Here is a 22,733-nt window from a genome sequence, read left to right on the forward strand (position 1 = left end):
ACATAAGCGCATCGGGCCTACGCATCACACACCCCACCAGTACCTGCTAACATTAAGAACTTAATGTTGGCTTAATTTTACTTTGAGAGGATCCGCTCCACTTAGTCGATGGAACCCCCTTAATGTTAAAGCTCCTGTTTAAAAGACCGACTCTCGGGCAAATCAGCTGGCTATTGCTGATCTCATTTTATCTTGCGACCTTCCTGAACATCGCGTTCTACAAACAGGTACTGCAAGACCTTCCGCTGGATTCCCTGCGCAATATCCTGGTGTTCTTATCGATGCCGGTTGTCGCGTTCAGCGTCATGAATATCGTGCTCACGCTGGCCTCTTTCCTGTGGCTTAACCGCCTGGTCGCGTGCATTTTCATTTTGGTCGGAGCATCCGCCCAGTATTTCATCATGACCTACGGCATCATCATCGACCGCTCGATGATCGCCAACATGATGGATACCACACCGGCTGAAACCTTCGCCCTCATGACGCCGCAAATGCTCCTGACGCTGGGGCTGAGCGGCATTCTGGCTGCCATCGTTGCCTGCTGGATAAGAATCAAAACCATTACGCCAGTGCTGCGCAGCGTGTTGTATCGCGCTGCGAATATCCTGATATCGGCACTGCTTATCGTGCTGGTCGCCGCCTTCTTCTATAAAGATTACGCATCGCTGTTTCGTAATAACAAAGAGCTGGTTAAGTCCCTCAGCCCGTCCAACAGCATCGTGGCAACGTCATCCTGGTATTCACACCAGAGGCTGGCCAACCTGCCGCTGGTGCGTATTGGCGAAGATGCACACCGTAATCCAGAAATGGTGAAAGGAAAACGTAAGAACCTCACTATTGTGGTGCTCGGTGAAACGTCACGCGGCGACAACTTCTCTCTGTCAGGTTATTCACGTCAGACCAATCCGTTGCTGGAAAAAGATGATGTCGTTTATTTCCCACATACAACGTCCTGCGGTACGGCGACAGCCGTTTCCGTTCCCTGCATGTTCTCCGACATGCCACGAGCGCATTACGATGAAGAGCTGGCTCACCACCAGGAAGGCGTACTCGATATCATCCAACGGGCGGGAATTAACGTTCTGTGGAATGATAACGACGGCGGCTGTAAAGGTGCCTGTGACCGCGTACCACATCAGGATATGACTGCGCTGAACTTACCAGGACAGTGTATTAACGGTGAATGCTACGATGAAGTCCTGTTCCACGGGCTGGAAGAGTACATTAATAACCTGAAGGGCGACGGCGTGATCGTGCTGCACACCATCGGCAGCCATGGTCCAACCTATTACAACCGTTATCCGCCACAGTTTAAGAAATTTACCCCAACCTGCGATACCAACGAAATTCAAACCTGTTCGCAGCAGCAACTGGTGAATACCTACGACAATACCATCCTGTACATTGACTATATTGTTGATAAAGCGATCAATATACTGAAAGCGCATCAGGACAATTTCACCACCAGCCTGGTTTATCTTTCCGATCACGGTGAATCCTTAGGAGAAAACGGCGTCTACTTGCACGGTCTGCCGTATTCGATTGCACCTGACACACAAAAACATGTACCGATGCTGTTGTGGCTCTCAGAAGATTATCAGCAACGCTATCAGGTCTCTCAGACATGTTTACAAAAACGGGCCAGCTCAGAAGATTTCTCACAGGATAATCTGTTCTCAACCCTGCTGGGATTAACGGGCGTGCAAACACAGAAATACCAAGCGGCAGATGATATTCTGCAACCCTGCCGGGGAGGCTAACCGAATGAAAATTCTGATTGTTGAAGACGATACGCTGTTACTACAGGGGCTGATACTTGCCGCACAAACGGAAGGCTACGCCTGCGATGGCGTATCCACGGCCCGTGCCGCCGAGCATTGCCTGGAAACGGGGCATTACAGCCTTGTCGTTCTGGATTTAGGTTTACCGGATGAGGATGGCCTGCATTTTCTGACCCGCATCAGGCAGAAAAAATACACCGTGCCGGTACTCATCCTGACCGCCCGCGACACCGTGAAAGACCGCATCACCGGACTGGATGTCGGCGCTGATGACTATCTGGTCAAACCGTTCGCGCTGGAAGAACTGCATGCCCGCATTCGGGCGCTGTTACGTCGGCATAACAATCAGGGTGAAAGTGAGATTATCATTGGCAACCTGACATTGAATATCGGCCGCCGCCAGGTGTGGATGGATGGACAAGAAATTGTCTTAACGCCAAAAGAGTACGCGCTATTGTCGCGGCTGATGCTCAAAGCGGGAAGCCCGGTACACCGGGAGATTCTGTATAACGACATCTACAGCTGGGACAACGAGCCATCAACCAATACGCTGGAAGTCCACATCCACAACCTGCGCGATAAAGTGGGAAAATCACGCATTCGCACGGTTCGAGGTTTTGGCTACATGCTGGCCGCTACTGAGGAAAGCTAAGTGAATTTGATGCGTTTTCTAAAACAACCGCTCCCGCTTCGCCAGCGTTTAATGCTGACGATCGGCCTGATTCTGCTGGTCTTCCAGCTGATTAGCACCTTCTGGTTGTGGCACGAAAGCACCGAGCAAATACAGCTGTTCGAACAGGCGTTACGCGAAAACCGTAACAACGATCGCCATATCATGCATGAGATCCGCGAGGCTATCGCCAGCCTGATCGTCCCCGGCATTTTTATGGTCAGCCTGACGCTCATTATTTGCTATCAGGCGGTACGGCGCATTACCCGTCCTCTTGCCGATCTCCAACAGGAGTTAGAAACTCGCACAGCGGATAATCTGGCTCCCATTAATATCCGTAGCTCCACCATTGAGATACAGGCGGTGGTGACGGCGCTCAATCAGTTGGTTACGCGGCTAACAACCACTATCGACAACGAGCGTCTGTTTACTGCCGACGTTGCCCATGAGCTACGAACGCCACTATCCGGCGTTCGTCTGCATCTGGAATTGCTGTCAAAAACCCACAATGTTGACGTTACGCCGCTCATCACCCGTCTCGACCAAATGATGGACAGCGTGTCGCAGCTGTTGCAACTCGCCCGTGTGGGTCAGTCGTTTTCGGCCGGAAGCTACCAGCACGTCAAACTACTGGAGGACGTGATTCTGCCCTCTTACGATGAACTCAGCACGATGCTGGACCAGCGCCAGCAAACGTTGCTCCTACCGGCGAGCGCAGAGGATGTCATCGTACGCGGCGACGCCACGCTATTGCGGATGCTGCTGAGAAATCTGGTGGAGAACGCCCATCGCTACAGCCCGGAAGGCACCCATATTACGATTAGCCTGAATACAGAGCATGATGCCGTCATGGCCGTCGAAGATGAAGGGCCAGGCATTGATGAAAGTAAATGTGGGGAACTGAGCAAAGCGTTTGTGCGTATGGATAGCCGTTTTGGCGGGATTGGGCTGGGGCTGAGCATTGTCAGTCGAATTACCCAGTTACATCACGGGCAGTTCTTTTTGCAAAACCGCCCAGGAGCCAGTGGCACTCGCGCCTGGGTGGTGCTGGAGAAAGATCAGTAAGAGCTCACCCACACGTACAAAAAACTGCTCACAATCAGTACGCTGCAAACGGTGGTCAAACTTTCATAAATACGGGTTTTCATGACACTCTCCTCCGATACTATGGAGGAGAGTTTGCCTGAAGGATATTAAGCCAACCTTAAGGCCACGCGCCGGATGGCGGCTGACGCCTTATCCGGCCTACAAAGTACAATGCTACCCGTAGGCCTAAAAGCTCGCGCCATCAGGCAATGACACGATTACTCATCAATACGCGGATGCTGCTGCACCAGGCGCGAACGCTTAAGCTGCAGCTCTGCAATTTCCTGATCGATGTCTTCGATTTTCTGCTCAATATTGTCGTAGTGCTCGCCGAGGATCTCTTTCGCTTCCTGAATATCCGAAGCGGCAGGTGTCGCCCCTTTCAGCGGCTGATTGGCGGTTTCTTTCATGGTCACGCCGGTAATTAAACCTATCACCGCAATCACCATCAGATAATAAGCTGGCATCATCAGGTTCTGCGAGCTTTCCACCAGCCAGGCGGCCAGCGTCGGGGTCAGACCAGCTACCAGGACCGAGATATTAAACGCGGCGGCCAGCGCACTGTAGCGAATATGTGTCGGGAACATCGCCGGTAACGTTGATGCCATCACCCCGGTGAAGCAGTTAAGGATCACCGCCAGCATCAGCAACCCGGCGAAAATCAGGCCGATAACGTTACTGTTAATCAGGATAAATGCCGGAATGGCCAGCACAAACAGCGCAATACTGCCCATAATCACAAACGGACGGCGTCCGAAGCGGTCACTCAGCAGCCCCATAATCGGCTGCACAAACAGCATACCAATCATAATGGCGATAATAATCAGCACACCGTGATCTTCAGAGTAGTGCAGGTTATGCGACAGGTAGCTCGGCATATAGGTGAGCAGCATGTAGTAGGTGACGTTGGTCGCAATCACCAGACCGATGCACGCCAGCAGGCTACGCCAGTGTTTAGTCGCAATTTCTTTAAACGAAATCTTCGGTCCTTCCTGCAGACCCTGACGATCGCCCTGCTCCAGCTTGTCGACATGCTGCTGAAATGCAGGTGTTTCTTCCAGAGCATGACGCAGATACAGGCCAATCAGCCCTAACGGTAGCGCCAGGAAGAACGGAATACGCCAACCCCACTCAAGGAAGTTGTCTTCGCCGACGACAGTTGAGATCAGGACCACCACGCCCGCACCCAGCACAAACCCGGCAATCGAGCCGAAGTCCAGCCAACTGCCCATAAATCCACGCTTACGGTCCGGGGAATACTCTGCGACAAAAATCGACGCGCCGGTATACTCGCCGCCGACCGAAAAGCCCTGTGCCATCTTACACAGCAACAGCAGGATCGGTGCCCAGATACCAATAGACGCATACGAAGGGATCAACCCAATACAGAAGGTACTGATCGACATAATCACAATCGTGATAGCCAGGATCTTTTGGCGACCGTATTTATCGCCAAGCATACCGAAGAACAATCCGCCAAGCGGTCGAATCAGAAAGGGAACGGAGAAGGTAGCGAGTGCAGCAACCATCTGCACGCTGGGGTCAGCCCCCGGGAAGAACACTTTACCTAATGCGTAAGCAACAAACCCATAAACACCAAAATCAAACCACTCCATTGCATTACCGAGTGACGCGGCGGTAATAGCTTTTCGCAGTTTTCCGTCATCAATAATGGTGACGTCGCGAAGCGTAATTGGCTTTATTTTTTTCCTTTTTAGCATACCAGTCCTCATAGACTTAGCCCTGTCGCGCTACAGTTCGAGTCTCCCAACGCCGTATGCGCTAAGGTCATCGCCGAGCGGGGATTGCACAGGCGCAATCCCTGTAACAAGCGTAGCAGGTTTACTTACACTGACTGAAAATGAGCAGTACAACCGAACCTGTTGACGCCTGATTGGGCGGTTAATGACCTCTTTACCCTAACAGTGTTTAAATGTGTGATCAACTTCACACATAGTTTTTCATTTCGTCAACCTGCGTAAATAAGGTCATTCTGAGTCAGCTTTTTTACATGGCACGCTTGCGATTTACTGACAATTAAATACAAGAATAAATCACCTGGCTCCATCAACAATCACAGCAGTCACTATTATTCTGCTAGCAAAAAAACCACCTAATCCCTTCACAAAAAGATCACAGGTTTTTTAATAATCGGAACCTGTAGTGATCTTTGCTCGGAATATGTGATGAAGATAACTAAAACATCGTTTTATTTTGATTGAATCAATGTTCCTGTGAATGCAAACTAATTCCAGACGCAATATCCCTGGGAGCAGAAACATGCTCAACGTATGCCGCGTTAGATTTTATAAAACAAAGAGATAGCCGTTTTCTTTGTTAAAAAACACAAGTAACATTTTGAATTTAAATGATTTTTTACTTTCTTGCGCGTTTATAACCTGCGACAAGACATGAGGACGTTTATGAAAATTAAAGCCACGATTGAACGCATCCCCGGCGGAATGATGTTGATTCCTCTGTTATTAGGCGCAGTGTTAAATACGTTAGCTCCCGATACGGGCGCGTATTTCGGTTCATTTACCAAAGGTATGATCAGCGGGACAGTTCCGATTCTGGCAGTATGGTTTTTTTGTATCGGTGCATCAATTGATTTACGAGCAACCGGTACGGTATTACGCAAGTCAGGTACATTGGTATTAACCAAAATAGCCGTAGCCTGGGCAGTGGCAATGATTGCCGCTTCATTTATTCCTGATACAGGCATTCAAACCGGGTTCTTTGCAGGTCTTTCCGTACTGGCAATTGTCTCAGCAATGGACATGACCAACGGGGGTTTGTACGCCAGCCTGATGAACCAGTACGGTACGAAAGAAGAGTCTGGCGCATTTGTGTTAATGTCTCTGGAATCCGGTCCGTTAATGACCATGGTCATTCTGGGCTCTGCCGGTCTGGCCTCTTTCGAGCCGCACCATTTCATCGGCGCGGTCCTGCCGTTCCTGATCGGCTTTACACTGGGCAACCTGGATCACGACCTGCGTGCCTTCTTTAGCAAAGCGACACCGGTACTGATTCCGTTCTTCGGCTTCGCACTGGGTAACACCATTAACCTGAGCGTCATCGTTGATACCGGTCTGCTGGGTATCCTGCTGGGTGTGGCCGTCATCGTTATCACCGGTATCCCGCTGATTATTGCTGACCGCGTCATTGGTGGCGGGAATGGTACGGCGGGCGTAGCAGCCTCTTCTGCAGCTGGTGCCGCGGTGGCTAACCCAGTCATCATCGCCCAGATTAACCCGGCATTTGAACCGGTTGCCGCTTCGGCAACTGCTCTGGTCGCTGCCAGCGTGATTGTCACCGCCATTCTGGTGCCGATTATCACCGCGTTGTATGCCAAACGTTTTAATAAAAATCAGGTCGCCAACGAGACAGTGGCGACCCCGGCAGACTCACTGCACCACTAAGCCTGCCTTTGCCTCACGCCCCCCCAGCTCAACTGATGAGCTGGGGGGGTGCGAAAATCTCCTCAACCATCGCATCAACCAGTCGCTTTGCCGAACACAGTCTCGGCATCCCTAACGCCACATTCTGCCAACGCTGCGTCACCGACCAGCTCACCGGATGACGCTGCGCATCGCACCAGTCACCCAGCCAACTCAGCAGATCGTTATGTTCGCTCGAACCCCCAACTGCAGGTGAGTTCAGCCATTGATGATAATAATGGCGCGTAGTTGGTGCCGCATTCACGCTATGCGCCAGCGTCTGGGCAGCCATCGTGCGTAAATTGTCTTTTAGCATCGACACTACATCGGCATTCGCCAGCCGACAGGCATCACCAAAGGCGCCCCAGCGCAGTTCCTCCAGCGCAACAAAGCAGCGTCCGGGTAATGACCAGCCGTCATACGCGCCAGCCCGCCAGCGAGTAAAAATCTGTTCACTGTGTTCGCCTGCCTGCACGGTCAGCCCACGTTGCGTCAACGCTTTCTCTTTATATGCGCTACGTTGGGCAAACCCGTCAGCCAGTGAAATTAATTGCTGCATCACGCCGGGAGTTGATTGTCCGCGTGGCTGTTCAGTTTGTTGTAAGAACACCAGTCGCTCGGCAATACGTACCAGCGCCAGGTGACCAGGATCGATAGTACCCGCCAGTTTTTCCACCAGCTTAAGGCGCATCACCAGGTGTTCGCTGGAAACCCCCGCCATCACCCACGCCCGCAGTTGCGTCTGGGATAACACTTCCTGCGTCAGGCGCGCACGCAACCGCTGCTGCTGCTGCAGAAAACCGCCGGAACGTTTGGTTTCATCTCCCTGAACCAGATCGACCATAAACTTCGGGTAGACGCACTCCAGCGTCCGCCCAGGGCCTTCCAGTAACACGTTAGTCATGTATGCTCGGTTGCAAAAAGGGTGTGGATATCGTCACGCAGCAAGCGGGAATCTTCATAAATCCATGCCGCCGTCGTAATACGATGCTGCAATTGTTCATTCATTGCATTCACCGCCGATTCATTTTGCTGGCGCAGGGTCAGACTCTCGCGCAGGCTCGCCTGCAATTGCGTCAGACACAGTGAAAAATCAGCAAAAAACGTGGCCATGCCTGCCGTAACGGAAATATCGACCTGAGCAACTAAAGCTTTACGAATTTGTTGGCAAAACTGAGTGACATAATGGACAAGATTCTTGTGCAACGCGCCCATATCAATGAGGTAACGCGTTTTTGTTTCGACATAATCATTCCATCCCCAGTTGGGCTGATTCAACCAACGTGAGAACGTGTCACGCACAACACCACCGGTGGACGGGGTATTATCAGCAGGGATATCCTGTTCAATAGCCTCGTTAAACAACTGGCGGGTATTGAAATTAAACATCGCCGCATGAAAGGCTGGAAAACGGATCCGAGCACGAAAACCGGCGTGGTTCAGTTCCTCTTTCACCCGCTGCTCAATAGGCCGCATAGCGTCATTCAGCGCCCGGGATAACGTCGATTCAAGCGCCTCAAAACGCAGCGCCAGGTTCCGGCTGATACTCTCCTGCGCCGCCAGCAGGACAACCTCACAGGAGGAGCGAATTTTATCTAACACAATTTTCGCTTGCCCCTCGTCATGCAACACCAGCATATCACCGGCCATTTCCGCCGTTGCAATGGCAGCTCCCATGCCATGTTGTGACATCATCAGCACGTTTTCTTTAACAAAGAACGTGTTGATGCCGCACAGAATCTCGGTCTGTTGCTCACTAAGATAGGCCGCAGCAGCCTCCAGCGCCAGCTCAACCTCGTGACTGACCTCGTCGCCCACCCGCGCCTGGCTTCTCTGCAACTGTTGCATATCATCTTCAATATGCGCGATGTTCATCTGCAACTGCTCATAGGCTACGGTTAAGCCGTGGGCGCGAAACTCCAGGTATTCGTGTGCGCTTTGCGAATAGTTCAATAACTTGTGCGATGCCGAGCGAAGCGCATACAGCGAAGCATTGGCGTGAGCGGCGTGAATGACTTTCTGGATCGGCTGCTCAAACAACGAATCCTCCCACAGCAGATCGGCGGCATGGCGAATATGTTCTTTATCCTCAAGATCGGTGGTACGCCAGCGTCTGCCGAGTGCCGCTTCGGCAAAGTCCTGGACCCAGCGCTGCTCCTGATGATCCGGCAAGCGCCCATTATTCATGAGTTCATGACGTGCCCTGTTGGCCAGATATCCCCACATTGAGGAGACCGGATAAATACGTTCAGGCGTAATACCACCTTTCATCAACGTGCCGGAAATTAACGCCCGCACCTGCTCTTCATCATCACTGTTGCGGTCTTTCTGATCGAATTTGTTAACCAGCGCATACAGCGGTACTGACTTTCCAACCGCCATAATGGCCTGACGGACTTCCTCATCCGAAATCGACTTCAGTTGGGTATAATCCATCACCGCCAGTACCGCTGAAGCCCGCGCCAGCTGTTCATTGAGCATTTGTTGTAAGTGTGGCTGCCCGGCCTCATTCGGCCCGGGAGTATCCAGCAGCGTCAATTGTCCCGGATAACTTGCCAGCCCGGCCAGATGCACGAACTCAACCTCAATAACCGGAATATGCTCAATTGCAGCATAGGCGGCAAACGGAAACTCCACCTCCAGCGCTTTAGACAAACGCACCAGATCGTTCAGGCTCTTGAGAAAATGGAAAATAGGCTGTGCGCCAAGGTAATACCGTTCAAATGCCACGCCGTTTTCAATATGTTGAAGCAGGGCATTCATATCCTTATCTATTTCCAGCGTCTGAGCCAGACGCTGACGATCGCATTCCCGCACGCGCTGCTGTAATACTTTCATTAAGGCGTCAATTGGCGCGACATGCGAAAAATGCAGCACCGGCTCTTTCTGTCCCGGTGTATGGCGGATAAGGGTCGGTAACGCCGTCATCGGGCGATTACGATTAGGTAAAACCTCAGTTCCGACAATCGCGTTAATCGTCGTCGACTTTCCCGCCTTCATCGTACCGACGATCGCCAGAACCATTTCCAGACGGGTAATCTTTCGCAGTTCATTGTTGAGCGTTGCCTGCTGGACATCCATGCCACGCGCGCTGAAATGCAGGGGCTGAACAACCTGTCCACTATGCTCTCCTTTTTTCAGCATGACATCATTCGCCGAGGTCATTGGCAATTTCTGCAATTGCCTGAGATGTTCAAGAGAGAGCATCAGTAAGCGTTCAGCTTCCTGACTTAATTCATAAATTGTCTGTGTGTACATGGAAAATCTTTCCTTAACGCAAATAGCATTACTTTTATTTAGCCAAATCGTTTTATTTATAGATTTTCGGCTTTTATAATTACGTGTGGAAATAATTAAAATTAAAACAACCAGCTGATATTATTAAAATAAAATTTATCGTATGACTGCTGGCCTGATGCCTCTCACTTACTATATTAAGTAAGAAAGATAAACAGAGTAGTTCAGTTTTAAAAAATGCCAGCTTAATTCCCCTACCAAATTTAAGGGGGTCACAAAGTATTCACTCACAATGACTTAGCTAGTCTGTAAGCCATGCTACCTATGAATATCGGGTGTTTCGCCTCACCTTATCTTAAATAGCTAAACGTAGCAATTTCCCTTAAAAAATATTCCGTCTGGTTTTCATAGACGTGAAAGCAACCTGACGCCACAACAGATAGTTGGGCATAATTGGCCTGTAGCCCCGACAAAAGCAGGGATTTTATGTATAATTGCGGCCTTTTTCGGCAATCTGCCAATTTTGGGCGCTTTTGCCCCTGCTGACTTTTGAGGAAATCCACATGTCATTACCACACTGCCCACAATGCAACTCCGAATACACTTACGAAGATAACGGCATGTTCATCTGCCCGGAATGCGCTCACGAATGGAACGACGCTGAACCCGCTCAGGACAGCGACGAACTGATCGTTAAAGATGCTAATGGCAACCTGCTCGCCGATGGCGACAGCGTTACCGTAGTAAAAGATCTGAAGGTAAAAGGTAGCTCTTCCATGCTGAAGATCGGTACCAAAGTGAAGAATATCCGCCTGGTTGAAGGCGACCACAACATCGATTGCAAAATCGATGGCTTTGGCCCAATGAAGCTGAAATCTGAGTTTGTGAAAAAGAACTGATGCAAATTGCCTGACGGCGCTACGCTCATCAGGTCTACACCAGCTCATCTGCCAGGCGGGAAGCCCATACTTCCCGCCTGGTTTATTTATACAGACGATAACTACACTTAACTGGCTTCTCTTACTCTGAGGTAAAGATTATGCCGTTAAGTCCCTATATCTCCTTTGCAGGCAACTGCGCTGACGCTATCGCCTTCTACCAAAAAACGTTAGGCGCTGAGCTGCTCTACAAAATCAACTTCGGTGAAATGCCCAAATCGGCGCAGGACAGTGAAGAAGGTTGCCCTTCTGGCATGAAATTCCCCGATACCGCTATTGCCCACGCCAACCTGCGCGTTGCGGGCAGCGATATCATGATGAGCGATAGCGCCCCCGACGGAAACGCGCACTACTCTGGCTTTACGCTGGTGCTCGACACACAAAACGTCGACGAAGGTAAACGCTGGTTTGATAACCTGGCAGTAAACGGAAAAATCGAAATGGACTGGCAGGAAACCTTCTGGGCCCACGGTTTCGGTAAAGTGAGCGACCAGTATGGCGTGCCGTGGATGATCAACGTCGTCAAACAACAGCAACCCCCTACAGAGTAATCCAACGGGAGGCCAGCCCTCCCGTACTGTCATCAAATATCGCTCAACTCTTCATCGCCAAGTAACCTTCCTTTAACGAAAACGTCACATTAATCCGCCACGATGGGGCCACTTTTTTAGGGAGGCCGCATCATGCAAACGGTTATTCGCGTCGAGAAACTCTCCAAATCCTTCAATCAACATCAGGCGCTTAATGCGGTTGATCTGAATATCTGTGCCGGTGAGATGGTGGCTCTGCTTGGGCCGTCCGGCTCCGGCAAATCCACCCTTTTACGTCATTTAAGCGGTTTGATCGTCGGTGATAAATCGCCTGGTAGCCACATCGAGCTGCTGGGCCGCACCGTTCAACATGAAGGCCGCCTGGCGCGCGATATCCGCAAAAGCCGCGCCCACACCGGCTATATCTTCCAGCAGTTCAATCTGGTGAACCGCCTGACGGTGCTGGAGAACGTCCTGATTGGCGCGCTCGGCAGCACGCCGTTCTGGCGCACCTGTTTTAGCTGGTTTACCGCTGAGCAGAAACAACGCGCGTTACAGGCGCTGACCCGCGTCGGCATGGCGCACTTTGCATATCAACGTGTTTCCACGCTCTCCGGCGGGCAGCAGCAGCGCGTCGCGATTGCCCGCGCGCTGATGCAGCAGGCCAAAGTGATCCTTGCCGACGAGCCGATTGCCTCGCTGGATCCGGAATCCGCGCGCATCGTGATGGACACCCTGCGCGACATCAACCAGACCGACGGCATCACCGTGGTCGTCACGCTGCATCAGGTGGATTACGCCCTGCGCTACTGCGAACGCATTGTCGCGCTGCGCCAGGGCAACGTCTTCTTTGATGGCAGCAGCCAGCATTTTGACAACGACCGTTTTGACCATCTCTACCGCAGCATGAACCGCGTCGAACAGAACGCACAGGCTGCATAGTTCTAAAAAACCAGGCGTTATTGGCGCAGCCAGGCTGGAGACGGCCAGCGCGGAAAAACCGGAGCGTACACGCAGTACGTGAGGATTTTGAGCACTGCCCGGATTCAGGCTGGCAAGTGAAATAGCCTGGAACAATGACTAATTAAGGAAACGACATGAGCTATAAGACAGTTGCCGCGCTGGCTTTCACCAGCATGTTTAGCGTCAGTACCTTGTTAAGCCCGGCCCATGCCGAGGAGCAAGAAAAAGCGCTGAACTTTGGCATTATTTCGACCGAATCACAGCAAAACCTGAAGCCACAGTGGGAACCGTTCCTGAAGGACATGGAAAAATCGCTGGGCGTGAAAGTAAACGCCTTCTTCGCTCCGGACTACGCCGGGATCATCCAGGGCATGCGCTTTAACAAAGTGGATATCGCCTGGTACGGCAACCTCTCAGCAATGGAAGCGGTGGATCGCGCTAACGGACAAGTGTTTGCCCAGACCGTCGCCGCCGACGGATCCCCGGGTTACTGGAGCGTGTTGATCGTTAACAAAGACAGCCCGATCAACAACCTGAACGATCTGATCGCCAAACGTAAGGATCTAACCTTCGGCAACGGCGATCCCAACTCTACGTCAGGTTTCCTCGTCCCCGGTTATTACGTCTTCGCCAAAAACAACATCTCCGCCAGCGACTTCAAACGCACCGTTAACGCCGGGCATGAAACTAACGCCCTGGCCGTCGCCAACAAACAGGTGGATGTGGCTACCAACAACACCGAAAACCTCGACAAGCTGAAAACGTCCGCACCGGACAAGCTGAAAGAGTTGAAGGTTATCTGGAAGTCACCGCTGATCCCAGGCGATCCGATCGTCTGGCGTAAGAACCTCTCTGAAGCCACCAAGGACAAGGTGTACGACTTCTTCATGAACTACGGCAAAACGCCGGAGCAGAAAACCGTCCTGGAACGCCTGGGTTGGGCGCCGTTCCGTGCCTCCAGCGATCTGCAACTGGTGCCGATTCGCCAACTGGCGCTGTTTAAAGAGATGCAGGGCGTAAAGGACAACAAAGGGCTGAACGAGGAAGAGAAAACCAGCAAAACCTCGGCGCTGAAAGCACAGCTTGATGATCTCGACCGCCTGACCGCCGCCCTGGGCGCCATGACCAGCGTCACCAAAGCTGTGCAATAACCCTGATGCCCGGTGGCGCTTCGCTTACCGGGCCTACGATGTTTTGTAGGCCGGATAAGGCGCCTGCGCCGCCATCCGGCAATAACCGATGCACGGAGCCAAACATGCAAACCATCACCGTTGCCCCGCCCAAGCGTAGCTGGTTCTCGCTGCTGAGCTGGGCCATTCTTCTCGCCGTGCTGGTGGTCTCGTGGAAAGGCGCCGAAATGGCCCCGCTCACGCTGATCCAGGATTCCGGCAATATGGCAACCTTCGCTGCCGACTTCTTTCCACCTGACTTCAGTCAGTGGCAGGACTATCTCGGTGAAATGGCCGTCACGCTGCAAATCGCCGTCTGGGGTACCGCCCTCGCCGTGGTGTTGTCGATTCCCTTCGGTCTGATGTGCGCCGATAACCTCGTGCCGTGGTGGATTTACCAGCCGATGCGCCGTCTGATGGATGCCTGTCGCGCCATCAACGAAATGGTCTTCGCCATGCTGTTCGTGGTCGCCGTTGGTTTGGGTCCGTTCGCCGGGGTAATGGCGCTGTTTATCCATACCACCGGGGTACTCTCCAAGCTGCTTTCCGAAGCGGTAGAAGCCATTGAGCCGGGTCCGGTAGAAGGTATTCGCGCCACCGGAGCCAACAAAATTGAAGAGATTCTGTACGGCGTCCTGCCACAGGTCATGCCGCTGCTTATCTCCTACTCGCTGTATCGCTTTGAATCCAATGTTCGCTCGGCCACGGTAGTCGGGATGGTGGGAGCCGGTGGTATCGGCGTGACCTTATGGGAGGCGATTCGCGGCTTTCAGTTCCAGCAAACCTGCGCCCTGATGGTGTTAATCATCGTCACCGTCAGCCTGCTGGATTTCCTTTCCCAGCGTTTGCGTAAGCACTTTATCTGATTAGCGAGGCATTGATTGCTATGCACTTGTCTACACATCCGACCAGTTATCCAACGCGTTATCAGGAAATTGCCGCGAGACTTGAGCAGGAGCTACGTCAACATTATCGCTGCGGTGACTATCTGCCCGCCGAGCATCAGCTTGCCGCGCGCTTCGAGGTAAACCGCCACACCCTGCGCCGTGCCATTGACCAGTTGGTTGAACGCGGCTGGGTGCAGCGTCGTCAGGGCGTGGGGGTTCTGGTGCTGATGCGCCCGTTCGACTACCCGCTGAATGCCCAGGCGCGCTTTAGTCAGAACCTGCTGGACCAGGGCAGCCACCCCACCAGTGAAAAACTGCTGGCAGTGCTGCGTCCGGCCTCCAGCCACATTGCCGATGCGCTCAGCATAAACGAGGGCGATAACGTGATTCACCTGCGCACCCTGCGCCGGGTTAACGGGATCGCACTGTGCCAGATCGACCACTATTTTTCCGACCTCTCGCTGTGGCCGCTGCTGCAAGGCTTCAACAGCGGCTCACTGCACGACTACCTGCGCGAACAATCCGGTCTGACGCTGCTGCGCACGCAAACGCGCATCAGCGCCCGCCGTGCGCAGGCCAAAGAGAGCAAGGTGCTGGAAATCCCCAACATGGCGCCGCTGCTGTGCGTGCGCACTCTGAACCACCGTGAAGGCGAAGAACAGGCGGCGGAATATTCCGTCAGCCTGACCCGCGCCGACATGATCGAATTCACCATGGAGCACTGAATGCATTTCGATACCGCCACCCGCCAGCGCTGGATGCGCGCGCTGGCTTACAGCAATGCCGATGCCCTGAATGCGCGTATCAAGGCGCTCAAACTAACGCCGGACTATGAGCTTATCCGCGCCCCGGAAAGCGGACTGATGCAGATCCAGGCCCGTATGGGCGGCACCGGTAATCGCTTCTTTGCTGGCGACACCACGCTTACCCGCGCGGTTATTCGCCTGAAAAGCGGCACGCTGGGCTACAGCTACCTGCTGGGACGCAACAAACAACATGCCGAGCAGTGCGCGGTGATTGACGCGCTACTGCAGGAACAAACGCATTTCCAGAACCTAATGGAAACCTTAATTGCCCCGCTGGAAGCGGAACGCGATGCGCTGATTAGCGCCCGCCGTGCCGAAGTCAACGCCAGCCGGGTCGACTTCTTCACGCTGGTACGCGGAGATAACGCATGACACGATCTACGGCACTTCTGACCGCATTTAATTTACCCGTTCAGGATGCTCAGCAGAGCTTTCGTCGCCTGCTGAAAGCCATGAGCGAACCGGGCGTAATCGTCGCCCTGCATCAACTGAAACACGGCTGGCAGCCGCTGGGTCTGGCGACCACCAGCGTGCTGCTGACCCTGGTCGATGGCGACACGCCGGTCTGGCTGGCGCCGTCGATGGATAACGATATCGCCCGGCAGAACCTGCGTTTTCACACCAACGCGCCGCTGGTGGATCAGCCGCAGCTGGCGGCCTTTGCCGTCACCGACGAACGCATTAGCAGCGAACAGCTAAATGCCCTCTCAGCCGGTTCCGCCGTCGCACCTGAAACCAGCGCCACGCTGATTGTGCAAGTTTCTGGCTTAAGCGGTGGACGCATGCTGCGTCTGACCGGCGCGGGCATCGCCGAAGAGCGCATGATCGCGCCACAGCTGCCGGAATGCCTGATTCACGAACTTACCGAGCGCCCGCACCCGTTCCCGCTGGGAGTCGATCTGATCCTCACCTGCGGCGAACGGCTGCTGGCTATTCCGCGAACCACCCATGTGGAGGTGTGCTGATGTACGTCGCCGTCAAAGGGGGCGAAAAGGCGATAGCCAACGCCCACGCCCTGCAGGAAAACCGACGCCGGGGCGATGAGACCATTGCTGAACTGAGCGTGGCGCAAATCGAACAGCAGATGAACCTGGCCGTTGATCGGGTGATGACCGAAGGCGGCATCGCCGATCGCGAACTGGCGGCACTGGCGCTAAAACAATCCAGCGGCGATAACGTCGAAGCCATCTTTTTGCTCCGCGCTTACCGCACTACGCTGGCAAAGGTCGCTGTCAGCGAACCGGTTAACAGCGCAGAAATGCGCCTTGAGCGCAGAATCTCCGCGGTCTACAAGGATATTCCCGGCGGGCAGCTGTTGGGTCCAACCTATGACTATACCCATCGCCTGCTGGATTTTACCTTACTGGCCAATGGCGAAACCCCGCCGCTGCGCAGCGCAGACGGCGCGCAGGATGCCTCCCCGCACGTCTTTTCCCTGCTCGCGAACCAGGGCCTGGCAAAACGTGAAGAGGATGATGGCGCGACACCCGACGACATCACCCGCACGCCGCCGGTTTACCCCTGCTCACGCGCTTCACGTCTGCAACAGCTGATGCGTGGTGACGAGGGATATTTGCTGGCGCTGGCCTACTCCACCCAGCGCGGCTACGGGCGCAACCACCCGTTTGCCGCCGAAATCCGCAGCGGCTATGTGGCACTGGAAACCGTCCCGGAAGAGCTGGGATTTGCGGTGAACGTCGGCGAACTGCTGATGACTGAATGCGAAATGGTCAACGGTTTTGTCGCGCCAGAAAATGAATCCCCCCATTTTACCCGCGGCTACGGGCTGGTGTTTGGTATGAGCGAACGTAAAGCGATGGCGATGGCGCTGGTGGACCGCGCCCTACAGGCAGCCGAATACGATGAAACGGTCACAGGACCGGCGCAGGACGAAGAGTTCGTGCTGGCGCATGCGGATAACGTCGAGGCGGCGGGTTTTGTTTCGCACCTCAAACTTCCCCATTACGTCGATTTCCAGGCCGAACTGGAACTGCTCAAACGCCTGCAACAGGAGGCCACTCGTGACCACTAACCTCTCCGGCTACAACTTTGCCTATCTTGATGAGCAGACCAAACGCATGATCCGCCGCGCAATTCTGAAAGCGGTAGCGATCCCCGGTTACCAGGTACCATTTGGCGGTCGCGAAATGCCGATGCCCTACGGATGGGGAACCGGTGGCATTCAACTTACCGCCAGCGTGATTGGCGAGCCGGACGTGCTGAAAGTGATTGACCAGGGCGCGGACGACACCACCAACGCCGTGTCGATTCGCAACTTTTTCAAGCGCGTAACTGGCGTTAACACCACCGAACGTACGGAAGACGCCACGCTAATTCAGACCCGCCACCGCATTCCGGAAACGCCGCTAACAGAAGATCAGATAATCATCTTCCAGGTGCCGATCCCCGAGCCGCTGCGCTTTATCGAACCGCGCGAAACGGAAACCCGCACCATGCACGCGCTGGAAGAGTACGGCATCATGCAGGTGAAACTGTATGAAGATATCGCCCGCTTCGGTCATATCGCCACCACTTACGCCTACCCGGTGAAGGTCAACGACCGCTACGTCATGGACCCGTCGCCAATCCCGAAATTCGACAATCCGAAGATGGACATGATGCCGGCCCTGCAACTGTTTGGCGCAGGCCGCGAAAAGCGCATCTATGCCGTGCCACCTTACACCCGCGTGGAAAGCCTCGATTTCGACGATCACCCGTTTACCGTGCAGAGCTGGGATGAACCTTGTGCCATCTGCGGCTCAACCCACAGCTATCTCGATGAAGTGGTGCTTGATGACACCGGCAAACGCATGTTTGTCTGCTCCGACACCGACTACTGCCGCCAACAGAGCGAGGCCCTCAGCCAATGACGCAACCGCTGCTTTCAGTCAATAACCTGACCCATCTCTACGCGCCGGGCAAAGGCTTCAGCGATGTCTCTTTTGACCTGTGGCCTGGCGAAGTGCTGGGTATCGTCGGCGAGTCCGGTTCTGGCAAAACCACGCTGCTGAAATCGATCTCTTCACGGCTGACGCCGCAGAGCGGTGAGATCTTATATCAGAACCGTTCGCTGTACGGCATGAACGAGGCCGACCGTCGCCGTCTGCTGCGCACCGAATGGGGCGTGGTGCATCAGCATCCGCTGGATGGCCTGCGCCGTCAGGTTTCCGCCGGCGGCAATATCGGCGAACGCCTGATGGCCACCGGCGCGCGTCATTACGGCGAGATCCGCGCCACCGCACAGCGCTGGCTGGAGGAGGTGGAGATCCCTGCCTCGCGTATCGACGACCTGCCAACCACCTTTTCCGGCGGTATGCAGCAGCGCCTGCAGATCGCCCGCAACCTCGTCACCCATCCCAAACTGGTGTTTATGGACGAACCCACCGGCGGGCTGGACGTTTCGGTACAGGCCAAACTGCTGGACCTGCTGCGCGGCCTGGTGGTGGAACTGGATCTGGCGGTGGTGATTGTCACCCACGATCTGGGTGTGGCGCGTCTGCTGGCAGACCGTTTGCTGGTGATGAAACAGGGTCAGGTGGTGGAAAGTGGGTTAACCGACCGCGTGCTCGACGACCCGCACCATCCGTACACCCAGTTGCTGGTGTCGTCCGTTTTGCAGAACTAAGAGGCTCAAATGATCCGCGTTGAAAACGTCAGTAAAACTTTTGTGCTGCATCAGCAAAACGGCGTGCGTCTGCCGGTGCTGCAAAACGCCACGCTGGAAGTGAAAAATGGCGAATGCGTGGTGCTGCACGGTCACTCGGGTAGCGGCAAGTCCACGCTGCTGCGATCGCTGTACGCCAACTATCTGCCGGATGAAGGACACATCCACATTCGCCACAGCGATGAGTGGGTCGATCTGGTGCAGGCCCCGGCGCGCAAAGTGTTGGAAGTTCGCCGTTCAACCATCGGCTGGGTAAGCCAGTTCCTGCGCGTAATCCCGAGGATTTCCGCGCTGGATGTGGTGATGCAACCGCTGCTGGATCTGGGTGTCTCCCGTGAGGAGTGTGCAGCCAAAGCGGCTAACCTGCTTACCCGCCTGAACGTGCCGGAGCGGCTGTGGCACCTGGCACCGTCGACCTTTTCCGGTGGCGAACAACAGCGCGTCAACATCGCCCGCGGGTTTATCGTCGATTACCCAATTTTGCTGCTCGATGAACCCACCGCCTCGCTGGACGCCAAAAATAGCGCCGCAGTCGTCGCATTGATTGAAGAAGCGAAAGACCGCGGCGCGGCAATTGTCGGCATTTTTCACGATCAAACCGTGCGCGACCGCGTAGCGGATCGCCTGCACCTGATGGGAACAACAGCATGATTATCAACAATGTAAAGCTGGTGCTGGAAGATGACGTGGTGCAAGGATCGCTGGAAATCGAGGGCGGGATTATCCGCGCCTTTGCTGAAAGTCCGAGCAGCCTACCTGAGGCGCTGGACGGCGAAGGCGGCTGGCTGCTGCCAGGGCTTATCGAGCTGCATACCGACAATCTCGACAAATTTTTTACCCCGCGCCCGAAGGTAGACTGGCCTGCCCACTCGGCAATGAGCAGCCACGACGCGCTAATGATCGCCAGCGGCATTACCACCGTGCTGGACGCAGTGGCGATTGGCGATGTGCGCGACGGCGGCGACCGCCTGGAAAACCTGGAGAAAATGATAAATGCGGTAGAAGAGACGCAAAAGCGCGGGGTCAATCGCGCCGAGCACCGTCTGCATCTACGCTGCGAATTGCCGCATCACACCACCCTGCCGCTGTTTGAAAAGCTGGTCGGCCGCGAACCGGTGACGCTGGTGTCGCTGATGGATCACTCGCCAGGCCAGCGTCAGTTCGCCAATCGTGAGAAGTACCGCGAGTACTATCAGGGCAAGTATTCACTGACCGACGAACAAATGGCCCGCTATGAAGAAGAACAACTCACCCTGGCGGCACGCTGGTCACAGCCCAACCGCTCGGCCATTGCCCAGATGTGCCGTGAACGGCAGATTGCACTGGCGAGCCACGATGACGCCACCCACGATCATGTCCTTGAATCGCATCAACTTGGCAGCGTGATCGCCGAATTTCCCACAACTTTCGAAGCCGCCGAAGCCTCACGCCAGCATGGAATGAACGTGCTGATGGGCGCACCTAACATCGTGCGCGGCGGTTCTCACTCCGGCAACGTGGCTGCACATAGGCTGGCTGAGCTGGGGCTGCTGGATATTCTCTCCTCCGACTACTACCCCGCCAGCCTGCTCGATGCGGCATTTCGCGTAGCGGATGACGACGCTAACCGCTTTACGCTGCCGCAGGCTATTCGTCTGGTGACCCGCAACCCAGCGCGGGCCTTAAATCTCGACGATCGCGGCGTTATTGCCGAAGGGAAACGCGCGGATCTGGTGCTGGCACACCGCAAAGGCGGCAACATCCATATCGACCACGTCTGGCGTCAGGGCAAAAGGGTATTCTGACTATGGGTAAACTGATCTGGCTGATGGGACCATCCGGCTCCGGTAAGGACAGTCTGCTGGCAGAATTGCGCCAGCAGGAACCGGCGCAACTACTGGTGGCACATCGTTACATCACCCGCGCCGCCAACGCCGGGAATGAAAATCATATTGCGCTGAGCGAACCAGAGTTTTTTACCCGCGCCGGGCAGAACCTGCTGGCGCTGAGCTGGCATGCCAACGGTTTGTACTATGGCGTCGGCGTGGAGATTGACCTCTGGCTGCACGCCGGGTTTGATGTGGTGGTCAACGGTTCACGCGCCCATCTGCCGCAGGCGCAGAGTCGTTATGGCACTTCTCTACTCCCCATTTGCTTACAGGTTTCCCCGGAGATTTTACGCCAGCGCCTGCAGGCTCGTGGGCGGGAGAGCGAAACGGAAATCGCCGCCCGCCTTGAACGCGCAGCGCGCTATGCGCCGTATGACTGCCACGTCCTGAACAACGATGGAAGTTTGCAACAGTCTGTCGCTACACTACTCACACTGATGGGACGCAAGGAGAAGAAACATGTCTGTCTGTGAATTACGCCGCGCCACGCTCTACGATACCGATGCGGTTTACGCGCTGGTCTGCGAGTTGAAGCAGGGTCAATTCGACCTGCAGGCTTTTAGCGCTGGCTACGCCGCCAATCTGCAGGATCCAAATATGCACTACCAGCTGGCGCTGCTCGACGGACAGGTCATCGGCTTGATCGGTCTACATTTGCAGTTTCATCTGCACCACGCTAACTGGATTGGTGAGATTCAGGAACTGGTAGTGATGCCACAGGCACGAGGGCTAAGCGTTGGCAGCCAGCTGCTGGCCTGGGCCGAAGCCACTGCGCGCGAAGCGGGCGCAGAAGTCACCGAGCTTTCCACCAGCACCCAACGCCTTGACGCACACCGTTTTTACCAGCGCGAAGGCTATACCATGAGCCATTTTCGCTTCACCAAACCGCTGTAGGGGGAGCCATGAGTCTGACCATTACGCTAACGGGAACGGGCGGCGCACAGCTGGTGCCGACATTTGGCTGCGACTGTGCGGCCTGCCAACGGGCGCGTGTACAGACGCAATTCCGCCGACGTCCCTGCAGTGGCGTGGTCAAATTCAACGACGCTGTGACGCTGCTGGACGCGGGGATCCCCCATCTGATGGACGACTGGCCGGCAGGCAGTTTCCAGCAGTTCCTGCTCACTCATTACCATATGGATCATGTACAGGGACTGTTTCCGCTGCGCTGGGGGGTGGGAAAAACTATCCCGGTGTACGGCCCACCGGATGAACAGGGCTGCGACGATCTGTTTAAGCATCCCGGCATTCTTGATTTTAGCCAGACCGTCGCGCCGTTTGTGGTGTTCGATTTACAGGGATTGCAGGTGACCCCTTTACCGCTCAACCACTCTAAGCTGACGTTTGGCTATCTGCTGGAGACCGCGCACAGCCGCGTGGCGTGGCTCTCTGATACCGCCGGACTGCCCGACAAGACGCTGAAGTTTCTGCACAATAACCAACCGCAGGTGATTATCATCGACTGCAGCCACGCCCCGCGTAGCGAGCCACCGCGCAATCACAGTGATTTAAATACCGTTATCGCGTTGAACGACGTTATCCGCTGTCCACGGGTGATCCTGACGCATATCAGCCATCAGTTCGACCTGTGGATGATGGAAAACCAGCTTCCCGCAGGGTTTGAGGCAGGATATGACGGAATGGAGATTATGCTGGAGTAAGGAAATTTGCCGGATGCGATGAAAACATCTTAT

At 54.6% G+C, this 22,733-nt stretch carries 24 protein-coding genes; 20 read left to right on the forward strand and 4 right to left on the reverse strand.

Annotated features, from left to right (window positions below):
• The first annotated feature begins 122 nt into the window (after positions 1–122).
• From eptA to pmrB, 3 genes are read left to right on the forward strand one after another with little or no spacing between them, the layout of a single operon-like run.
• Complete coding sequence (gene eptA, locus EHN13_RS06125) at positions 123–1,760, forward strand: phosphoethanolamine transferase EptA (RefSeq protein WP_101742866.1); 1,638 nt, start codon at positions 123–125, stop codon at positions 1,758–1,760.
• Between the two features lie 4 nt (positions 1,761–1,764).
• The gene (gene pmrA, locus EHN13_RS06130; protein WP_048213870.1) at positions 1,765–2,433 is read left to right on the forward strand and encodes a two-component system response regulator PmrA; all 669 of its coding nucleotides are present in this window, start codon (positions 1,765–1,767) and stop codon (positions 2,431–2,433) included.
• Between the two features lie 9 nt (positions 2,434–2,442).
• The gene (gene pmrB, locus EHN13_RS06135; protein WP_086523823.1) at positions 2,443–3,516 is read left to right on the forward strand and encodes a two-component system sensor histidine kinase PmrB; all 1,074 of its coding nucleotides are present in this window, start codon (positions 2,443–2,445) and stop codon (positions 3,514–3,516) included.
• On the opposite strand, the gene pmrR is transcribed toward pmrB, so the two are convergent.
• Together pmrR and proP are read right to left on the reverse strand one after the other, a co-directional pair.
• A complete protein-coding gene (pmrR, locus tag EHN13_RS06140; RefSeq protein WP_003826741.1) occupies positions 3,510–3,599 on the reverse strand; it encodes an LpxT activity modulator PmrR in 90 nt (29 codons plus the stop codon). The two genes, pmrB and pmrR, sit on opposite strands and share 7 nt — an antisense overlap.
• 156 nt (positions 3,600–3,755) lie before the next feature.
• Positions 3,756–5,258 (reverse strand): glycine betaine/L-proline transporter ProP, encoded by a 1,503-nt coding sequence (proP, locus tag EHN13_RS06145; RefSeq protein WP_048213872.1) that lies wholly within the window; start codon positions 5,256–5,258, stop codon positions 3,756–3,758.
• Positions 5,259–5,960: 702 nt separating this feature from the next.
• Between proP and kdgT the strand changes: the two genes are divergently transcribed.
• Positions 5,961–6,959, forward strand: a complete 999-nt coding sequence (gene kdgT, locus EHN13_RS06150) for a 2-keto-3-deoxygluconate transporter (RefSeq protein WP_048213873.1) — start codon at positions 5,961–5,963, stop codon at positions 6,957–6,959.
• 28 nt (positions 6,960–6,987) lie between these two features.
• Here the strand turns inward: kdgT and EHN13_RS06155 are convergent, their stop codons facing one another.
• Complete coding sequence (locus EHN13_RS06155) at positions 6,988–7,881, reverse strand: diguanylate cyclase regulator RdcB family protein (protein ID WP_048213874.1); 894 nt, start codon at positions 7,879–7,881, stop codon at positions 6,988–6,990.
• Positions 7,878–10,235, reverse strand: coding sequence for a clamp-binding protein CrfC (gene crfC, locus EHN13_RS06160; protein WP_124021046.1), 2,358 nt, complete (start codon positions 10,233–10,235; stop codon positions 7,878–7,880). The genes EHN13_RS06155 and crfC overlap by 4 nt, the downstream gene beginning before the upstream one ends.
• Positions 10,236–10,777: 542 nt before the next feature.
• Between crfC and EHN13_RS06165 the strand changes: the two genes are divergently transcribed.
• From EHN13_RS06165 to phnP, 16 genes are all read left to right on the forward strand, one after another.
• On the forward strand, positions 10,778–11,113 hold the full coding sequence (locus EHN13_RS06165) for a zinc ribbon domain-containing protein YjdM (protein ID WP_003031835.1): 336 nt from the start codon (positions 10,778–10,780) through the stop codon (positions 11,111–11,113).
• A gap of 140 nt (positions 11,114–11,253) precedes the next feature.
• A complete protein-coding gene (gene yjdN, locus EHN13_RS06170) occupies positions 11,254–11,703 on the forward strand; it encodes a VOC family metalloprotein YjdN (RefSeq protein WP_061067053.1) in 450 nt (149 codons plus the stop codon).
• Positions 11,704–11,835: 132 nt separating this feature from the next.
• Positions 11,836–12,624, forward strand: coding sequence for a phosphonate ABC transporter ATP-binding protein (gene phnC, locus EHN13_RS06175; protein WP_048213877.1), 789 nt, complete (start codon positions 11,836–11,838; stop codon positions 12,622–12,624).
• Between the two features lie 155 nt (positions 12,625–12,779).
• Complete coding sequence (gene phnD, locus EHN13_RS06180) at positions 12,780–13,796, forward strand: phosphonate ABC transporter substrate-binding protein (RefSeq protein WP_048213878.1); 1,017 nt, start codon at positions 12,780–12,782, stop codon at positions 13,794–13,796.
• 104 nt (positions 13,797–13,900) lie between these two features.
• Complete coding sequence (gene phnE, locus EHN13_RS06185) at positions 13,901–14,680, forward strand: phosphonate ABC transporter, permease protein PhnE (protein WP_016155398.1); 780 nt, start codon at positions 13,901–13,903, stop codon at positions 14,678–14,680.
• A gap of 20 nt (positions 14,681–14,700) precedes the next feature.
• A complete protein-coding gene (gene phnF, locus EHN13_RS06190) occupies positions 14,701–15,426 on the forward strand; it encodes a phosphonate metabolism transcriptional regulator PhnF (protein ID WP_101742861.1) in 726 nt (241 codons plus the stop codon).
• A complete protein-coding gene (gene phnG / locus EHN13_RS06195; RefSeq protein WP_124021047.1) occupies positions 15,427–15,879 on the forward strand; it encodes a phosphonate C-P lyase system protein PhnG in 453 nt (150 codons plus the stop codon).
• Complete coding sequence (gene phnH / locus EHN13_RS06200; RefSeq protein ID WP_124021048.1) at positions 15,876–16,472, forward strand: phosphonate C-P lyase system protein PhnH; 597 nt, start codon at positions 15,876–15,878, stop codon at positions 16,470–16,472. Before phnG ends, phnH begins: the two co-directional genes overlap by 4 nt.
• On the forward strand, positions 16,472–17,539 hold the full coding sequence (locus EHN13_RS06205) for a carbon-phosphorus lyase complex subunit (RefSeq protein WP_124021049.1): 1,068 nt from the start codon (positions 16,472–16,474) through the stop codon (positions 17,537–17,539). Before phnH ends, EHN13_RS06205 begins: the two co-directional genes overlap by 1 nt.
• A gap of 46 nt (positions 17,540–17,585) precedes the next feature.
• On the forward strand, positions 17,586–18,377 hold the full coding sequence (gene phnJ, locus EHN13_RS06210; RefSeq protein ID WP_232034721.1) for an alpha-D-ribose 1-methylphosphonate 5-phosphate C-P-lyase PhnJ: 792 nt from the start codon (positions 17,586–17,588) through the stop codon (positions 18,375–18,377).
• Positions 18,374–19,132, forward strand: a complete 759-nt coding sequence (gene phnK, locus EHN13_RS06215; RefSeq protein ID WP_048213884.1) for a phosphonate C-P lyase system protein PhnK — start codon at positions 18,374–18,376, stop codon at positions 19,130–19,132. Before phnJ ends, phnK begins: the two co-directional genes overlap by 4 nt.
• A 9-nt stretch (positions 19,133–19,141) precedes the next feature.
• Complete coding sequence (gene phnL / locus EHN13_RS06220) at positions 19,142–19,822, forward strand: phosphonate C-P lyase system protein PhnL (protein WP_124021050.1); 681 nt, start codon at positions 19,142–19,144, stop codon at positions 19,820–19,822.
• On the forward strand, positions 19,819–20,955 hold the full coding sequence (gene phnM / locus EHN13_RS06225; RefSeq protein WP_124021051.1) for an alpha-D-ribose 1-methylphosphonate 5-triphosphate diphosphatase: 1,137 nt from the start codon (positions 19,819–19,821) through the stop codon (positions 20,953–20,955). Before phnL ends, phnM begins: the two co-directional genes overlap by 4 nt.
• 2 nt (positions 20,956–20,957) lie before the next feature.
• The gene (phnN, locus tag EHN13_RS06230) at positions 20,958–21,512 is read left to right on the forward strand and encodes a ribose 1,5-bisphosphokinase (protein WP_124021052.1); all 555 of its coding nucleotides are present in this window, start codon (positions 20,958–20,960) and stop codon (positions 21,510–21,512) included.
• Positions 21,499–21,933, forward strand: a complete 435-nt coding sequence (gene phnO / locus EHN13_RS06235) for an aminoalkylphosphonate N-acetyltransferase (protein ID WP_124021053.1) — start codon at positions 21,499–21,501, stop codon at positions 21,931–21,933. The genes phnN and phnO overlap by 14 nt, the downstream gene beginning before the upstream one ends.
• A gap of 8 nt (positions 21,934–21,941) precedes the next feature.
• Positions 21,942–22,700, forward strand: a complete 759-nt coding sequence (gene phnP, locus EHN13_RS06240) for a phosphonate metabolism protein PhnP (protein ID WP_124021054.1) — start codon at positions 21,942–21,944, stop codon at positions 22,698–22,700.
• Positions 22,701–22,733: the final 33 nt, after the last annotated feature.

This window comes from Citrobacter youngae, assembly GCF_003818115.1.
In the GTDB taxonomy this organism is placed as follows: domain Bacteria; phylum Pseudomonadota; class Gammaproteobacteria; order Enterobacterales; family Enterobacteriaceae; genus Citrobacter; species Citrobacter youngae.

Bases quoted from the DNA above. Each gene is read 5' to 3' on its own strand.
- eptA (WP_101742866.1), top strand. From the start codon at position 123: ATGTTAAAGCTCCTGTTTAAAAGACCGACTCTCGGGCAAATCAGCTGG.
- pmrA (WP_048213870.1), top strand. From the start codon at position 1,765: ATGAAAATTCTGATTGTTGAAGACGATACGCTGTTACTACAGGGGCTG.
- pmrB (WP_086523823.1), top strand. From the start codon at position 2,443: ATGCGTTTTCTAAAACAACCGCTCCCGCTTCGCCAGCGTTTAATGCTG.
- pmrR (WP_003826741.1), bottom strand. From the start codon at position 3,599: ATGAAAACCCGTATTTATGAAAGTTTGACCACCGTTTGCAGCGTACTG.
- proP (WP_048213872.1), bottom strand. From the start codon at position 5,258: ATGCTAAAAAGGAAAAAAATAAAGCCAATTACGCTTCGCGACGTCACC.
- kdgT (WP_048213873.1), top strand. From the start codon at position 5,961: ATGAAAATTAAAGCCACGATTGAACGCATCCCCGGCGGAATGATGTTG.
- EHN13_RS06155 (WP_048213874.1), bottom strand. From the start codon at position 7,881: ATGACTAACGTGTTACTGGAAGGCCCTGGGCGGACGCTGGAGTGCGTC.
- crfC (WP_124021046.1), bottom strand. From the start codon at position 10,235: ATGTACACACAGACAATTTATGAATTAAGTCAGGAAGCTGAACGCTTA.
- EHN13_RS06165 (WP_003031835.1), top strand. From the start codon at position 10,778: ATGTCATTACCACACTGCCCACAATGCAACTCCGAATACACTTACGAA.
- yjdN (WP_061067053.1), top strand. From the start codon at position 11,254: ATGCCGTTAAGTCCCTATATCTCCTTTGCAGGCAACTGCGCTGACGCT.
- phnC (WP_048213877.1), top strand. From the start codon at position 11,836: ATGCAAACGGTTATTCGCGTCGAGAAACTCTCCAAATCCTTCAATCAA.
- phnD (WP_048213878.1), top strand. From the start codon at position 12,780: ATGAGCTATAAGACAGTTGCCGCGCTGGCTTTCACCAGCATGTTTAGC.
- phnE (WP_016155398.1), top strand. From the start codon at position 13,901: ATGCAAACCATCACCGTTGCCCCGCCCAAGCGTAGCTGGTTCTCGCTG.
- phnF (WP_101742861.1), top strand. From the start codon at position 14,701: ATGCACTTGTCTACACATCCGACCAGTTATCCAACGCGTTATCAGGAA.
- phnG (WP_124021047.1), top strand. From the start codon at position 15,427: ATGCATTTCGATACCGCCACCCGCCAGCGCTGGATGCGCGCGCTGGCT.
- phnH (WP_124021048.1), top strand. From the start codon at position 15,876: ATGACACGATCTACGGCACTTCTGACCGCATTTAATTTACCCGTTCAG.
- EHN13_RS06205 (WP_124021049.1), top strand. From the start codon at position 16,472: ATGTACGTCGCCGTCAAAGGGGGCGAAAAGGCGATAGCCAACGCCCAC.
- phnJ (WP_232034721.1), top strand. From the start codon at position 17,586: ATGATCCGCCGCGCAATTCTGAAAGCGGTAGCGATCCCCGGTTACCAG.
- phnK (WP_048213884.1), top strand. From the start codon at position 18,374: ATGACGCAACCGCTGCTTTCAGTCAATAACCTGACCCATCTCTACGCG.
- phnL (WP_124021050.1), top strand. From the start codon at position 19,142: ATGATCCGCGTTGAAAACGTCAGTAAAACTTTTGTGCTGCATCAGCAA.
- phnM (WP_124021051.1), top strand. From the start codon at position 19,819: ATGATTATCAACAATGTAAAGCTGGTGCTGGAAGATGACGTGGTGCAA.
- phnN (WP_124021052.1), top strand. From the start codon at position 20,958: ATGGGTAAACTGATCTGGCTGATGGGACCATCCGGCTCCGGTAAGGAC.
- phnO (WP_124021053.1), top strand. From the start codon at position 21,499: ATGTCTGTCTGTGAATTACGCCGCGCCACGCTCTACGATACCGATGCG.
- phnP (WP_124021054.1), top strand. From the start codon at position 21,942: ATGAGTCTGACCATTACGCTAACGGGAACGGGCGGCGCACAGCTGGTG.